Source organism: Tatumella sp. JGM118, assembly GCF_018257515.1.
Taxonomy (GTDB): domain Bacteria; phylum Pseudomonadota; class Gammaproteobacteria; order Enterobacterales; family Enterobacteriaceae; genus Tatumella; species Tatumella terrea.
Genome location: NZ_JAERJR010000006.1, coordinates 146,348 through 161,354, shown reverse-complemented (window position 1 = coordinate 161,354; position 15,007 = coordinate 146,348). Strand labels below are relative to the sequence as shown.

The 15,007-nt window shown below is 57.3% G+C and carries 15 protein-coding genes; 2 read left to right on the top strand and 13 right to left on the bottom strand.

The features are described 5' to 3' along the window. Positions 1–208 precede the first annotated feature (208 nt). The 8 genes from JK223_RS08605 to JK223_RS08575 form a co-directional block, all read right to left on the bottom strand. Positions 209–763 carry a YceI family protein gene (locus JK223_RS08605; RefSeq protein ID WP_212713775.1) on the bottom strand — a complete coding sequence of 185 codons (555 nt, stop codon included), beginning with the start codon at positions 761–763 and terminating at the stop codon, positions 209–211. A gap of 253 nt (positions 764–1,016) precedes the next feature. Next, complete coding sequence (locus JK223_RS17050; protein ID WP_256437085.1) at positions 1,017–1,142, bottom strand: hypothetical protein; 126 nt, start codon at positions 1,140–1,142, stop codon at positions 1,017–1,019. An 83-nt stretch (positions 1,143–1,225) separates the two neighbouring features. Then, positions 1,226–2,380: an alkylhydroperoxidase domain protein gene (locus tag JK223_RS08600; RefSeq protein ID WP_212713774.1), complete on the bottom strand. Its 1,155-nt coding sequence runs from the start codon at positions 2,378–2,380 to the stop codon at positions 1,226–1,228. Further along, positions 2,377–3,402, bottom strand: coding sequence for a putative FMN-dependent luciferase-like monooxygenase (locus tag JK223_RS08595; RefSeq protein WP_212713773.1), 1,026 nt, complete (start codon positions 3,400–3,402; stop codon positions 2,377–2,379). The genes JK223_RS08600 and JK223_RS08595 overlap by 4 nt, the downstream gene beginning before the upstream one ends. Next, entirely contained in the window at positions 3,399–5,012 is a 1,614-nt protein-coding gene (locus JK223_RS08590) for an ABC transporter ATP-binding protein (RefSeq protein WP_212713814.1), read from the bottom strand. The genes JK223_RS08595 and JK223_RS08590 overlap by 4 nt, the downstream gene beginning before the upstream one ends. A gap of 11 nt (positions 5,013–5,023) precedes the next feature. Continuing rightward, entirely contained in the window at positions 5,024–5,878 is an 855-nt protein-coding gene (locus JK223_RS08585) for an ABC transporter permease (RefSeq protein WP_212713772.1), read from the bottom strand. After that, positions 5,878–6,819 carry an ABC transporter permease gene (locus JK223_RS08580; protein WP_212713771.1) on the bottom strand — a complete coding sequence of 314 codons (942 nt, stop codon included), beginning with the start codon at positions 6,817–6,819 and terminating at the stop codon, positions 5,878–5,880. Before JK223_RS08580 ends, JK223_RS08585 begins: the two co-directional genes overlap by 1 nt. A 14-nt stretch (positions 6,820–6,833) precedes the next feature. Next, positions 6,834–8,465, bottom strand: coding sequence for a TIGR04028 family ABC transporter substrate-binding protein (locus tag JK223_RS08575; protein WP_212713770.1), 1,632 nt, complete (start codon positions 8,463–8,465; stop codon positions 6,834–6,836). A gap of 308 nt (positions 8,466–8,773) precedes the next feature. Between JK223_RS08575 and cbl the strand changes: the two genes are divergently transcribed. Next, entirely contained in the window at positions 8,774–9,730 is a 957-nt protein-coding gene (gene cbl / locus JK223_RS08570) for an HTH-type transcriptional regulator Cbl (RefSeq protein ID WP_212713769.1), read from the top strand. A gap of 11 nt (positions 9,731–9,741) precedes the next feature. Here cbl and JK223_RS08565 read toward each other — a convergent pair whose 3' ends face one another. Next, entirely contained in the window at positions 9,742–10,731 is a 990-nt protein-coding gene (locus JK223_RS08565; RefSeq protein WP_212713768.1) for a Gfo/Idh/MocA family protein, read from the bottom strand. Between the two features lie 171 nt (positions 10,732–10,902). Here JK223_RS08565 and JK223_RS08560 point away from each other — a divergent pair, with 171 nt between their 5' ends. After that, positions 10,903–11,058 carry a hypothetical protein gene (locus tag JK223_RS08560; RefSeq protein WP_212713767.1) on the top strand — a complete coding sequence of 52 codons (156 nt, stop codon included), beginning with the start codon at positions 10,903–10,905 and terminating at the stop codon, positions 11,056–11,058. 309 nt (positions 11,059–11,367) lie between these two features. On the opposite strand, the gene JK223_RS08555 is transcribed toward JK223_RS08560, so the two are convergent. Genes JK223_RS08555 through JK223_RS08540 form a run of 4 tightly spaced genes read right to left on the bottom strand, consistent with a single transcriptional unit; the run spans position 11,368 to position 14,978 of the window. Then, complete coding sequence (locus JK223_RS08555; RefSeq protein WP_212713766.1) at positions 11,368–12,147, bottom strand: heme ABC transporter ATP-binding protein; 780 nt, start codon at positions 12,145–12,147, stop codon at positions 11,368–11,370. Beyond that, positions 12,147–13,145: an iron ABC transporter permease gene (locus JK223_RS08550; protein ID WP_212713765.1), complete on the bottom strand. Its 999-nt coding sequence runs from the start codon at positions 13,143–13,145 to the stop codon at positions 12,147–12,149. Before JK223_RS08550 ends, JK223_RS08555 begins: the two co-directional genes overlap by 1 nt. Further along, positions 13,135–13,956, bottom strand: a complete 822-nt coding sequence (locus tag JK223_RS08545; RefSeq protein WP_212713764.1) for a hemin ABC transporter substrate-binding protein — start codon at positions 13,954–13,956, stop codon at positions 13,135–13,137. Before JK223_RS08545 ends, JK223_RS08550 begins: the two co-directional genes overlap by 11 nt. Continuing rightward, positions 13,953–14,978 carry a hemin-degrading factor gene (locus tag JK223_RS08540; protein WP_305803613.1) on the bottom strand — a complete coding sequence of 342 codons (1,026 nt, stop codon included), beginning with the start codon at positions 14,976–14,978 and terminating at the stop codon, positions 13,953–13,955. Before JK223_RS08540 ends, JK223_RS08545 begins: the two co-directional genes overlap by 4 nt. Positions 14,979–15,007: the final 29 nt, after the last annotated feature.

The window sequence follows — 15,007 nt, the reverse complement described above, 5'->3', positions numbered from 1 at the left end:
ATTAGCTCCCCTTCGCCGGCAAATGAAATATAAAATCGTCGCTTAGTTAGATAAAAATAATAATAAATACACGACGTTTCCGTCCTGAGATAAATAATGAATAAAGTAAGCAGGAATAATTATTACACGAATAATGACCGGGGAAATAAAGGGCTTTCCTCCGGTTATATTTGAACGGGTGTTAATGAATGGCCGGCCGGGCTGGCGGTCAGTTTATTTTGTCCGCATATAACACAATATCCACACGGATAGGGTCACTGACAATGGCGGGATACTGCCCCATACCGAAGGCACTGCGGGAAATAAGGGTCTGTGCGGATAAACGGATTCGCTGCAATGACACATCGTTCTGCTGTGCATTCAGGATCAGCGGTTTACGCACCGTTTTAATCTGCAGGCTGCCCAGCACCCGGTAATGCCCCTCACCCACAGCCACCATCCGGCTGCTGCTGAAGAAGGCATCGGGGTAGCTGGCCGTATCAAAGAACGTCCGGCTGCGGAGTGCCCGGGTCAGAACCCAGTGATGGGCATCCAGTTGGCGGACGGGGATAGCCGACTGCAGTGTATTACGATCATCCTCACGCGGATCATAGCTCAGGTCACCACGGATCCCGGTGATCCTGGCATGGTATTCGCCGCCTCCGATCATCTTCCAGGTCAGCACCAGAGAGCTCAGTTGCGGATTAATGTGATACATCGCGCCGATCGCAGGCAGTGAGCACCCGGCCATTATCATCGGGATCAGGAAGATCAAACGCCGCATAGTCTCTCCGCAAAGGGGTAAAGGTGACTGCGGATGATAAGCGGTCTGCCCGACGTTTAACAGTTCTGTCGCAGAAAGGCGTCGTTACAGGCCTGGTGATGAGCATCCTCCGGCAAAATCGTTGCCCGGCGGGCTTGCTGAAATCTGTGCTGAGCAATGGTGGCTGATTTGCCGGAGGAATGTGACAGAACCCGTTACCAGCGACTGCAGAAAGTTTTGGCAGAGCCCCGGCTTTCCCTTGCCGGGTCCATCGTCAGGCGCTGGTGCGCTTCTCAGTGGCAGGTGTGGCAACCTCTGCGGGGATAAAGGGTTCACCCGGGATCCGCATCAGGCGGTTAGCCCGGGCAAAAAAGGCCGTCGCCTGAATCAGATCGGTCATTTCCGGGGGGCTCAGCGGTAACCGTTACCAGCGACTGCAGAAAGTTTTGGCAGAGCCCCGGCCTTCCCTGGCCGGGTCCATCGTCAGGCGCTGGTGCGCTTCTCAGTGGCAGGTGTGGCTACCTCTGCCGGGATAAAGGGTTCGCCCAGTGTCAGCATCAGGCGGTTAGCCCAGGCAAAAAAGGCCGTCGCCTGAATCAGATCGGTCATTTCCAGCGTACTCAGCGGTAAGCGTTGCAGTGCCTGCAGATGTGCCGTGGTGAGTTGTGGCGGTGTCAGGGATAAGGCGGCAACGGCCTCAATTTCCGCCTGCCAGCGTGCAGACTGCCCGTCAGATAACGGGTCTCCGGGCTGCACCTGCAACAGTAACGCCACTTCATCCTGTAATTTTGAAAGCTGGCTCGCTTTGCGGGCGTGCACCGATGCACAGTAGATGCAGCCATTCACTTTACTGACCACCGTGGCGGCCAGCTCACGTTCAGCGCGGGGGAGCCCTCCGTGAGTGTAAAAGATACCTTTGTCGGTCAGGGTACGCTGTTCCAGGACCGGCTGATCCCGTCCGAGCAGCCTAAAATAATCCGAATCCTGATGACCAAACCTGATCAGACTCTCCTGCCCCTGCGGACTGAAATCGCTGAACGGTTTTGCCGGCAGCCAGGGTTCCCAGCCCAGCTGTTTGCGGGTAAATGCGAGAGGCGCGGGCCGGTGTCCCGCGGTGTGGGACTGAGTGTGCCAGCGCCCGGCCGTGACCGGCGCCGGTAAGGGGTCTGCCGGCACAGGCTCTGTCGGGGTCGTCAGCGACTCCAGCAAAGTGAATCCGTGGATCAGGCGGCTCTGGAAACTGACAAACGAGACCAGTTGCGCCAGAGTAATAATCTCATCGGGCTGCCATCCAGCCTGCTGCAACTCCGCGAGATCCGCCGGGGTGGCGGCTACCGGCTGAAACGTCAGCCTGCGGGCAAAACTCAGCGCACTGCTCAGACGTTGCGGATCTACGTCCCCGTCCGTCCGCCGCAGATAGTGCTGTAACAGCCCGGCAGACTGGTGCCAGTCGGCCACCTGTGCGGCAATCGCCGCACGAAGGGGCAACGGGAAAGTATCACTGCCGGTGCTGAACAGGGCCTGATAGCTGCCCCGGGTATGCTCTGTGGCCGCCGCCCGGAATTTTCGGCTTTCTGCCAGCTCAGACCCGGCAGAAATGGCCGACAGTTCATCAATCAAATCGTGAGTTTCGCTCATGCTATCCTCTCTGGCTGTAAGGTGGCCGCAGACTGACGTAATACCGGGGCGATATAACGGGATATCAGTTCCAGCGAACGCAGCACATCCTGATGTTCCGGTTCCACGGAATGGACCTGGAAGGAGATATCGGTGACCCGTGACAGGCTACTGTCAGCTAACAGCGACGACAGCACATCCGGAGGGTCACCGATATGGGCATCAAACTGACCGATAAAATCATCCAGTGTGTCGCCCCGTAACTGATGACCCGCCTTGCGGTAGCTTTCGGCCTGTGCGGTCAGCCCGGGCAGCGCCACTTTTCGGGCATAATGCCGGTCATCCGCCACAAAGGCGGTCCGTGATGCCAGAATACGGGGAGCAATACCTACCGGCAGCGCCTCCAGATACGCATCGATCACCGGGTTTTGCAGCGCATCCAGCGGCAATGATGGCTGCCCGGCCGGACGTGGCTGGGTGCGGGATAACATCAGTCCGTGACCGGCTTTTCCGGCGCGGGCAGCACCTTCCGGAGAAAAGGTCGCAATCCAGATCCTGTCATTCAACCCCTGAGCCGCCGGATACAGATGGTTATCCGTTCCCGCTAAAGCACCTCCCTGCCATGCCCGGGTCAGGGTGGCAAGGTTTGCGGCAAAGGCCGCACTGCGCTGTTCAAACGTCAGCCCGAAAGGCGCAAAGGAGCCGGGGGTACCGCCGGATCCGAGGCCCAGTTCCAGCCGGCCGCCGGTCAGCAGATCCGTGACAGCAGCATCTTCTGCCACCCGCAGCGCATTTTCCATCGGCAGGGTAATGATGCCGGTGCCCAGCCGGATCTTCGAGGTATGAGCACCGGCGTGGGCCAGGAAGACCAGCGGTGAGGGTAAGCCGCCTTCCTGTTCATGGAAATGATGCTGGGCTACCCAGGCACTTTCAAATCCCAGCGCTTCAGCATAGCGGATCTGCTCTGTCGCCAGGCGGTAGCGCTCTGCCGCAGGCGCTTTATCCAGCAGCCGGGTGAAAAAACCAATACGTTTCTGCGTCATACAGTGACCTCCTGACGACGGGTAAAGGATGGGATCGCAGCAATCAGTTGCTGTGTATAGTCCGTCTCCGGTGCAGTAAAAATCTTAGCCGTTGTCCCCTGTTCGACCACTTCGCCACCTTTTAATACTGTCACCTGGTGAGCAATACGTCTGACCACCTGCAGATCGTGGGTAATAAACAGATAGGTCAGTGCCAGTGTTTGCTGCAGTTCGGCCAGCAGTGCAAGGATCTGTGACTGAACCGTGACATCCAGGGCCGAGGTGGCTTCATCCAGCACCAGGATTTCCGGTTGCAGCACCAGCGCGCGGGCTATCGCGACCCGCTGCCGCTGTCCTCCCGACAGCTGCTGTGGCCGCCGTGAGAGTAATCCCGGGTCCAGTGCAACCTGCCTGGCCACGGCGATCACCTGCGCTTTTCGCTGTTCACGGGTCAGGGTATGAAAATTCAGCAGCGGTTCCTCGATCACGGAGAACAGGCTCTGGCGCGGATCCAGTGAAGAAAACGGGTTCTGATACACAAACTGGATCTTGCGGCGCAACTGTCGCCAGCCTTCGGCCGTTAATGCCTGTGTATGAGAATCGCTGATCCGGATCTCCCCGCTGTCCGCCTGCTCAAAACCCAGCAGGATCCGCGCGAGGGTCGTCTTCCCTGAGCCCGATTCCCCGACCAGCGCATGGGTTGTCCCGCGCCGGACCGTGAGCGAAATATTATTCAGCACCTGCAGTGGCTGCTGACGGCTCAGTGCGAATTGTTTACTGACCCCCTGCATACGGATGACCGGGGACGGATCCGCGTCGCCGGCCGGCTCCGGGGCAGTCGAGGCCGTATTCGCGATCACATCGGCCAGTAACTGTGCCGTATAGGGATGCGCCGGCTGCCGGATAACGTCTGCCACCGGCCCCTGCTCCAGTAATTTACCGCCACGGAACACCACCAGCCGGTCGGCATGCTCTGCCGCCAGCGCCAGATCGTGCGTCACAAACAGAACGGCCGTTCCGTATTCCTGTCGCAGCTCATCGATAAGGGTCATAATGCGTTTCTGAACGGTCACATCCAGCGCACTGGTCGGCTCATCGGCAATGATCAGCGCCGGTTTCAGCGCGATGGCCATCGCAATCAGTACCCGTTGCTTCATGCCCCCGGAAAGCTGATGCGGATACTGAGAGAGACGCTGCTCCGGATGGCTGAGGCCGACACGGGTAAACAAGCCGATCGCCTGTTGCTCACGCTCTTTTCGCGACAAACGCGCTCCGCCCGATTGCAGCACTTCGCTCAGCTGGTCACCGAGGGTTTTCAGCGGATTCAGTGAGTTTCCCGGGTCCTGCGGGATCAGTGATATCTGCGACCCGCGCAGTCCGTCAAGCCGGCGTGAAGACCACTGGCTGATATCTTCTCCCTGAAACAGGATCCGTCCGCCGGTCCGGCGGCCATTATCCGGTAACAGGCCGATCACCGCCTGGGCGGTGGTGGTTTTACCGGAACCGGATTCGCCCACCACCGCCAGCATTTCTCCGGCACCGATCGTCAGACTGACCTGATGAACCGTCTCATTCCAGCCCTGCTCTGTGCGATAAGCCAGCGACAGGTGATCTAATTGCAGTACCGGCAGTGTGGATCCCGTCATAGATTTTCTCCTGATAATGCACGGCTGATACGGTTGGTCGCCAGTACGATGCCGATCACCACCACGCCCGGGAAGACGGTCAGCCACCAGGCCGTCGCCAGATAATTCCGGCCTTCAGCGATCAGCAGTCCCCATTCAGGGATCGGCGGCGGACTGCCAAACCCCAGGAAGCTGAGGGTCGATAAGGCCAGGATGGCCTGACCGAATTGCAGGGCCGAAAAAGCCAGAATATTCGGTAAGGCATTCGGTAACACATGGCGGAAAAAGACCGCCAGGAAACGGCCGCCGCTACCGAAGGCGGCTTCGATATAGTCCTGTTGCCGGATGCGCAGCACCTCGGCCCGGGATAAGCGGGCGAAATGCGCTACGGAAGCACAGCCCACGGCCAGCGCCGCATGTAACGTCCCTGCCCCCAGCAGAATAATGATACTCAGCGACAGCAGTAACGCAGGGATGGATAACAGTACGTCCACCAGCCGCATGGTCAGAGTTTCGGTCGTGCGTCCGCTGAAGGCCGCCAGCATCCCGCCCAGAGACCCCACCACCAGACCGACACCGACCGCGGCACTCGCCGCCGACAGCGACCAGCGGGCACCGTAGATGATCCGGCTGTAGAGATCACGACCCAGCTGATCGGTCCCCAGCCAGTGATGGCGGTCGGGCGGTGTCAGTTGTATGCCGGGCACCCCGCTATCAGGATCGTAATGGGTAAAAAGCTGCGGAAAAATCGCCGCCAGAATGGCAAGCAGGATAAGGGCGCAGGCCAGCCACACGCCCGGCCGGAGACGCCGGAGTCGCAGGCTTTTTCCGGGCCGACGGGAGGGCAGTCGAAGCGTTTCTGTCAGACTCATTATCTACCTCTGTAGGCTGTTTTCAGACGCGGGTCGAGTAGCGGCGTGACCAGGTCGGCCAGCAGATTGATCACGACATACGCCAGAGCAGAAATCATCACCACCGCCTGCAGAACATTCACATCCTGCGCATTCACGGCCTGTTGTGTCACTTCGCCCAGTCCGTTCAGGCCAAACACCGTTTCCGTGACCAGGGCTCCGGCAATCAGCTCTCCCAGTAACAGGCCGGCGACGGTGAGTAACGGCAGGCTGGCATTGCGTAATACGTGGCGGAACAGTACCCGTAACTGGCTGAGCCCCCGCGACCGGGCCGCGGCAATAAACGGTTGAGTCCGGACCTGATCAATACTGCGCAAAAAGATCTGTGCCAGCGGTGCCGCTATCGGGATCGCCAGCGTGATCACCGGCAGGATCATGCCACCGATCGGCGAGGGATCGATAACCGAGACCCAGTGCAACTGAAACGAAAAGATCTGGATCAACACGATCCCTGTCCAGAACACCGGCAGGGAAACCAGCAGCGACGGCACGGAGAGCAATGCATTCCGTAACAGGTGTAATCCCGGCAGTGCGGCGAGAATGGCCAGGCCTGGCCCCAGGATCAGCGCCAGAAGAAATCCCGGGATCACCAGTTTCAGGGTTTGCGGAAAGTTGCTCGCCAGCACCTGCGTTACCGGAACCCCGAGCTGTACCGAGTAGCCGAGGTTGCCATGTAATACCGCTGCCAGCGCTGAGAAGTACTGCTGCCAGACAGGCACACCTTCACCGTACACCTTACGCATCTGATCTATCTGCTCTGCACTGAGCCCCAGTGACGGGTCGAGGAACTTAATCATCACCGCATCGCCGGGCAGTAACTGCAGCAAAATAAATGACAGAGTCCAGGCGGCCCAGAGCACCAGAAGCCCCTGTGCCAGCCGTTGCAGTACATAGCGTCCCATCGCCTCGCCTCCGTTTATTTCTTATCTAACCAGGCATCGTAGAACGATGGCCGGCCGACCGCTTCAAAGCGCATCCCTTTCAGCCATGTGGCACCTGCATACACCTGTGGCTCTTCAAAGATCGGGATCACATACGCCTTTTCCAGCAGATATCGCTGCGCATCACCGGTCAGTTTCAGACGCTGAGCGTTATCCGTTTCTGTCGAAATCCGGTACAGCAGGTCATCCAGCGTATTATCACGGAACGATTTAACCTTATCGCTCTGGCCGCCTTTCTGCAGCAGCGCATCACGGTTTGCGGGATAGAACATGCTCTTCAGTACATCCGGGTCGGCCCTGCCCACCTCAGAAACCGTCAGCGGCGCTTTCAACGGGTCCAGATTTTTCAGCAGTGACGAACCACCGTCCGAAGGCCTGACATTCAGCAGTACACCAATTTTTCGCCACTGGCGGGCGACCAGTTCTAAAACCTGTTTGTTCTGTGGCTGCGGCAGCGAGACCAGCACACTTAATGACAGCGGAACTCCGGCTTTCTGGCGGATACCCTGAGGGCCTGGCGTCCAGCCGGCCTCATCCAGCAGTTTTTCTGCCTGCTGCGGATCGTACTTCAGCAGGCCCTGTAACGGGATATATCCGGAAGCGGTCGCCGCCAGCACCGAGGTCGCGGCAGGGTAATTCGCGGAGAACAGGGTTTCGACGATTTGCTGACGGTTGGTCGCCAGTGAGAGCGCCTGACGCACCCGGAGATCGGCCACCAGCGGGTTATCCGGGCGGAAACTCAGGCTATCATTCACTCCCCGTGTCGCTTCGGCATAGATGGGCAGATGTTGCGCTTCTACCCGTTTTTCATCATAAGCCTGGATCTGACGAATAAAATCGGCCTGACCCGCCAGTAAGGCACCGATGCGTACCCCGTCTTCCGGAGTGACCAGCACTTTAATCCCGTCCAGCCAGGCGCGTCCCTGATGCGGGTCGCTGGCCGGTCCCCAGTGATAATCTTTCCTGGCGACCAGGTCGACTTCATGACCGAGGGTTTCAGATTTCACCACGAACGGACCGGAGCCAATAATATTGCGGGCATCACCCAGTTGATCGAAGTTTTTATTCAGCGTCGATAATGACACCAGTCCGGAACCAATCGTCGAGGTTCCCTGTAAAAAGCCGGGCGACGGTTTTTTAAAATAGAAACGGACCGTCAGCGGATTAATGACGTCACTGTGGTCATAATTATTGATGACTTCAGAGACCGGGAAATGTTTTTCTTTATTTCCGAGTCCGTAGGTATCAAAGTTTTTAGCGACTGCGGCGGCATCCAGTGGAGTACCGTCAGAGAAGGTCACCCCCGGCCGTAATGTAAATGTCCATTCGGTTTTTTGCGGGTTACTGCTCCAGCTTTCGGCGATCCAGGGTTCAATCGCCAGGGTTTTCGGGTTTTGCCAGGTCAGTTTATCGGTGATCTGATTCAGTATGCCGCCATTCGGATAGAAGCCCCCGGCAGGGGGATACAGGTTAGTGTGTGCTTGCTGCTCAAGGTAAATCAGCGTGCCCCCCTGCACCGGTTTCTCCGTCGCCCATGCCGCTGACGACGCCAGTACCAGTGTCACCAGTAAATGTTTTCTGAAACGACCTGAACTCAACCCTCTCATGTACTGCCTCTTTATTATTCTGTTCTGAAACCGGAAATTCATAATAAGAGCCACCGTTTTCATAGTTGAAATAACAAAATTGACATAGCTTTTGTGAAAAAGAACTAACCGCGCCGGTACGGACATTTTCACTTTTTCTCAGCCTTCACCGGCGGTGTTACCTTTTATTTCACCGCAGAATAATCTTTTTCACCTGTAGGGTTGTATATATATCTTTCAGGAATATATGCGAAGTTTTAATTATTTACCCCGCCGGACAATTTTTTTTATTTTAGCCAGGTCACCCCTAAGCAAAAAAAGTGAATAACATGAACTTCCAGCAGCTAAGAATTATCAGGGAGGCCTCCCGGTGCCAGTTCAACCTGACCGAAGTGGCCAAAACGTTATACACCTCTCAGTCAGGGATCAGTCGCCATATCCGCGAGCTGGAAGAAGAGCTGGGTGTGGAGCTGTTTATTCGCCATGGCAAACGCATGCTGGGTCTGACCGGGCCGGGTAAAGAGATGCTGACCATTGCGAAACGCATACTGGATGATGCAGGAAAAGCGAAACGATTAGGGGAGCTCTTCACCGGTCAGCAGGACGGGGTACTGACCATCGCCACCACGCATACCCAGGCCCGTTATTCGCTGCCGGGTAAGATAAAACTGTTCCGTGAGTTATATCCGAATATCCGCGTGGTGCTGAATCAGGGCACACCTGAAGAGATCCGCAGTATGGTCAGTGGCGGCAGCGCAGATTTAGGTATCGCCTCTGAAGTCTTATCACACAGCGATACTCTGCGGGCGTTTCCCTGGTTCAGATGGAACCATAAGGTCCTGCTCCCTAAACAACATCCGCTGGCAGACCTGCAGGAGATTACTCTGGAGCACCTGGCTGCCTGGCCGTTAATCACCTACCGCAGCGGAATGACCGGCCGGTCGGTGATCGATCAGGCGTTTGAAAGTGCCGGTCTGAAAGTTGATATTGTGCTCAGTGCGCAGGACTCGGATGTGGTGAAAACCTATGTCAAACTGGGCATGGGTATCGGGATTGTGGCCGAAACTGCCGTGTCTGAGCAGGAAGACGATGTGATTGCGCTGGACGTCCGCCAGTTGTTTACTGCCAGCACCGTCTGGCTGGCAGTCAAGCGGGGTCAGTTGCAACGGGATTATCTGTGGCAATTTATGATGCTGTGTAACCCGAACCTGTCGGTGGATGAACTGAAAGCAAATGCACGGGAAACGGTCACCGGCCAGGACATCCCTTATAACTTCGAGATCTGACCCGATATGCTTCAGGGCATCGCATCATCGGAAGGGAAACGTACCCCGGTCTGCCGGCGAATATCCGTCAGCAACCGGGCCGTGATCAGGCTGACCTCCAGCGCCGGGTGATCGATCTGCTGCTCTGCCACCAGCCGGGCAAACAGTTCAGCTTCACTGCGCATCGCGTTGTCATACTGAGCCACACCGGGTGACTGCACCGCCCCCTGGCGCGGATGCAAGGTGATCCCTTCACAGGTGGACAGTTTGCTTATCACCAGCGAGCCTTCTTCTCCCTGTATTTCGCTGCTCAGTACCGAATCACTGACTTTGGAATGCAGAATAGTCACATCAAAATCGCCGTAATCCAGAATCACCGTTCCGTGGGCATCGACCCCGCTTTCCAGTAACGACGCCTGAGCTTTGACGCCCCGGGGGGCGCCCCACAACGCCACGGCGCTGGCCAGCGGATAAAAGCCGATGTCCATCACCGAGCCATTCGAAAACTGCGGGTTAAAGGTATTCGGATTTTCGCCCGCCAGGTAAGGCTGATACCGCGAGGAGTACTGACAATATTGCAGCAGCGCTTTACGCAGTTTTCCCAGCGCCGGCAGGGTGTCACGGATCACCCGGAAGTTAGGGAGGGTCGCCGTTTTAAACGCTTCAAACAGCACAACCCGATGCTGCTTCGCACAGGCGATCATTTTGGCGGCCTGAACGTCATCTGACGCGAGCGGTTTTTCGCAAATCACGTGTTTCCCGTGGCGCATAAACAGGCAGCTCTGTTCACAATGCAGCGAATTCGGGCTGGCAATATACACCACCTCCGCCAGGTCGCTCTCTGCCATTGTTTGCAAATCCGTAAACACCGCCGGCGAACCATAGCCCGCCGCGAACGCCGCGCCCTGTTCCGGGGTCCGTGAATAGACCGCACTCAACGTATAAAGACCACTTTCCAGTGCCGCAGACACGAAACTGTCGGTGATCCAATGTGTTCCTACCACTGCCAGTCTTAAGGTCATCGCTGCTCCGTCTGTCACTGAATGATGTGATCCAGCATAGCCATTACTCCGTGCGCTGTCCTGCAGCCACCGAAAAATCTTTATTATTTCCGGACGGGTTCACAGGAATGTCATCTGTGGTTGCCATGCTGACCCTGCAGATTCACTATTCAGCAACCATGGAGTTTTCTGATGGCGACAACTTATGCGATGCAAATTGAAGAGATCCTGGCCAGTGGTCAGCGTTACCTTTCTGATGATTTACTGAATCCGGCCTGCCCTGCGGCCAGGGACACTGAGGAATATGACGATCAGGGGGCTTCCCCTGAACTCTGTTTTGATGAATAACCACCGCCCCCGGCGTGGTGACCGTCCTCTGTATCGCCGGCCATAAGACAGATCGCCCCTCCCGGCCGCCATGCGGGGATCGGCCCCACAAAAGACGATCCCTGCGGAAGGATCATCGTGATCCGCCAGCCAGCGACCGCCGGACAGCCTTCAGTCACCGGCCTGCCGGTCAGCATCGATCCAACAGGCGGGCGTAACTGACAGAGGGTCGGGCCGTTGCACGTGACTCCTGAGATCCGTCGCTCCCTGCCGATCCCGCCGGTGGATCAGAGTCATCCGGGGTTCGTCTCCCGGACATATCATCCCGTATCAGGGTAACAGCATCACCTGCGGTCGCCGATGAGGCGTTGCCGAATGGACACTCAGTTCCGCCCCGTACCAGTGCTGTAATGTCTCAGCATTCAGTACCTGCTGTGGCGTGCCCTGTGTGACCAGGCTCCCCTGATGCAGCAGCAACACCCTATCTGCCCAGAGCGATGCCTGATTCAGATCATGCAGCACACTGCATACCATCAGTTTCCCCTGCCGGGTCAGCCGGTGCAGTAACCTCAGAATATGCTGCTGATGATAAAGATCCAGCGCCGAAGTGGGTTCATCCAGAAACAGGAATCCCTGCGGCTCGCCGTCACGCCAGAGTTGTGCCAGCACCCGCGCCAGCTGGACCCGTTGCTGCTCTCCGCCGGATAAGTGCAGATAATTGCGGTCCAGCAAGTCACTGCAGCCGGTCAGTCCGGCGACCCCGGTCACAATTTCATCCTGCTGACCCCGGGGCCAGGCCGCCCTGCCCAGAGCGATGACCTGCCTTGCGGTCAGCGCAAAGGTCAGGCTGCTTTGCTGACGCATGACCGCACGTTGCTGTGCCAGTAAACGGCCTTCCCATGCGCTCAGCGCTGTCCCCTGCAGGCGGCATTCGCCACTGTCCGGGGCAAGATAACCACTCAGTACCCGTAATAAAGTCGATTTACCGGCACCATTCGGGCCTATCAGAGCGACCATTTCTCCGGGCGATAACTGTAACGAAACCGCAGACAACAGCGTTTTTTGTCCGCGTTTCAGGACGAGGTTATCGGCTTCAAGGTTAACGACCATCACTCCCCCCGCTGGCGACGGATAATCAGCCAGAAAAACCACGGTGCGCCGATCAGGCTGGTCAGTAATCCGACCGGCATTTCTGCCGGGGCCACCACCGTGCGGGCCAGTGTGTCGGCCAGCAGCAGTAAAATAGCTCCGCTCAGGGCCGATGCCGGCAGGACACTGCGGTGATCACTGCCGAAGCACATCCGCATCACATGAGGGATCACCAGCCCGATAAAGCCAATCACCCCGCTGACCGAGACGGCGGTGCCCACCAGTACAGCATTCAGTACCAGCAGCTGCCGCTGCGTACGGCTGACATTGACCCCCATATAATGGGCATCTTCTTCCCCCAGTTGCAGTAAGTTGAGCCGCTGTGAAAAGAATAAGGTACCGAAGGTGGCGGGCAGAATAAGTAACACACAGACGAGGATCACCGGCCACTGTGCCTGGGACAGACTCCCCATGCCCCACAACGACAACTGACGTAACTGCTGATCATTACTTATCCATGACAATACCCCGACAATCGCCCCGCACACCGCATTGATGGCCACCCCAAACAGTAATAAACGGGACAGATGTCCGCCGGTAAAGCGGCTTAGCCGGAAGATCAGCACGGTAACCAGCAGGCTGCCGGTAAATGCCGCGACCATCGGTAGCCACAGGGCCAGGGCCGGCGGCAGGGAAAACGGAATGATCAGGGCAATGGCAACGGCCAGGCCCGCCCCGCTGCTGATCCCCAGCAATCCCGGGTCGGCCAGCGGGTTACGAAATAATCCCTGCATTACGGTACCGGAGACGGCCAGAGCCAGTCCGACCAGCGCCGCCAGCAACACACGCGGTAAACGGATATTCAGCCATATTTTCCGCGTCAGGCTGTCCGGGTCCGCATGCCATAACGTGGACAGCGACAGAGGCAACGCCCCGGACTGACTGGAAATCAGCAAGGCCGCCAGCAGGATCCCTCCCATCACCAGCAGCCAGATCAACGTCTGTGGGTTACTCCGCATCGATCTTTTCTGCCGCCTGACGCAGCTGAAGGAGAGCCTTCGGCGTCTGCAGGCCAAAGCCCAGTAACGCCATCTGATCGATAGTGATCATCCGGTGGTGCTGACCCGCCGGCGTCATCGAAAGGCCCGGTAACTGCCACAATTTTTCCGGCCCCCCCAGGGCTGCCACACCGCTACGGTCGATAATAATGACCTGCGGGGCGGCGGCGATAACGCCTTCCGCAGACAGGGTCTGGTAGTGAGGGACGCTGCCCATCACATTGCTCAGCCCGGCACTGCGCATCGCCACATCTGCCGCCGTCCCCTTACCGGCCACCAGCGTGGTCATACCGCTGTTAGCCATAATATACAACGCTCTGATCTGCAGAGGCCGGGTCGGCAGTGCCTGTATCTGTTCACTGACCTGACGTAATAAGGGTTTTGCCGCCTCCTCTTTATGCAGGGCATCAGCAATGGTGGTAATTTTTTGCAGAATCGCCGGCAGGCTGTTTTCGCCGGTGACATGCACCACCTTTACCCCGACCTGCGATAACTGTTCCAGAACCTGTGAGGGTTTCGCCTGCTCATTGGCAAGCACGACTTCCGGCTTGAGCGCCAGAATACCTTCGGTATTTAGCTGGCGCATATAGCCGACATCGGGAAGTTTTTCGGCCTGAGCCGGAAAGGTGCTGGTACTGTCACGACCCGCCAGCTGGTCACCGGCGCCCAGAGCATAGACGATTTCGGTGACATCTCCGCCAATGGAGACCACCCGCGGACTGGCGAAAACCGGTAATGCCAGCAGACAAAGCATCAGGCCAAAAAATCTCATGCCATTACACTCCCTTTCAGTGATTCGATTTGCTGACGCCAGAGTGTCTGCTCCGGCTGCCCTTCACTGCGCTGCCCATAGAGCTGGGCAATTTGAGTACCATCCGCGGCAAATAACTCCAGGCTGGTGACATGTCCGTCAACCGTGGGTTTGCGGGTGATCCAGCTTTCCGCTATCTGTTTATCCTGTAAATGCAGGGTAAAGCGGGGATTAAAGATATTCAGCCAGCCCTTCATCGGCTCAACTTTCTCCACCGGGCCGGTGAAGATCTGGGTACAGCCACGGTTACCGACAAAGATCATGATCTCATTACCCGCATCCTGCGCCAGCGTCAGTAACTGTGCCAGTGCACCGGCATCGACCCGACAGGCCAGATCATCACTGACCGCCGCAAAGGCCTGTTGCCGGCTGATATTGTGACGGCTGAGCAGACGGAAAAACTGATGCACGTCTGTCATTTCCCGCCACTCCTGCTCTATCAGAGGTGCATCAATCTGTTCCGCGAACGCGGGGGCCGGTGCCTGGCTCACAGAGAGCATCGCAGGTTCCGGCTGACGGAAAGCGGTGATCAGTTGCTGCCAGGCCGCCTGATCGGTGTGCCCGGTGGCATAGATTTTGATCACTGCCTCGCCATGACGATCAAAGACCTGAATGCTGTGACGTTCGCCGCGGGCGCTCTGCTCCTGCAGACTGAAAACACTGTGCCATTGCGCGAGGAAAAAACGCAGATCCAGGTGGCGCGGATTTAATACCAGCCCGGCATGCGGACCAATATGCAGATGATCAAAGGTGCCGGTCTGTTCATGGACCGCATATTCGTTGCGGGTAATACTTTTAATTTCACCCACACTCTGCAGGGCTTCCAGTAACGCCGGAAAATCTGCCCGCAGGGGTTGCGCTTCGTCTGCCCGGGCCTGAATCAGCTCAGCTTCACTGATCCCCATCATTTTTGCCAGATCCCGGGCATAACTGCCAGGATGTTCGGCTTTTAACTGCACATAATGCTGATAAGTCGTCATCATAACTTCTCCTGCTCTCTGTTCCCTGAGTG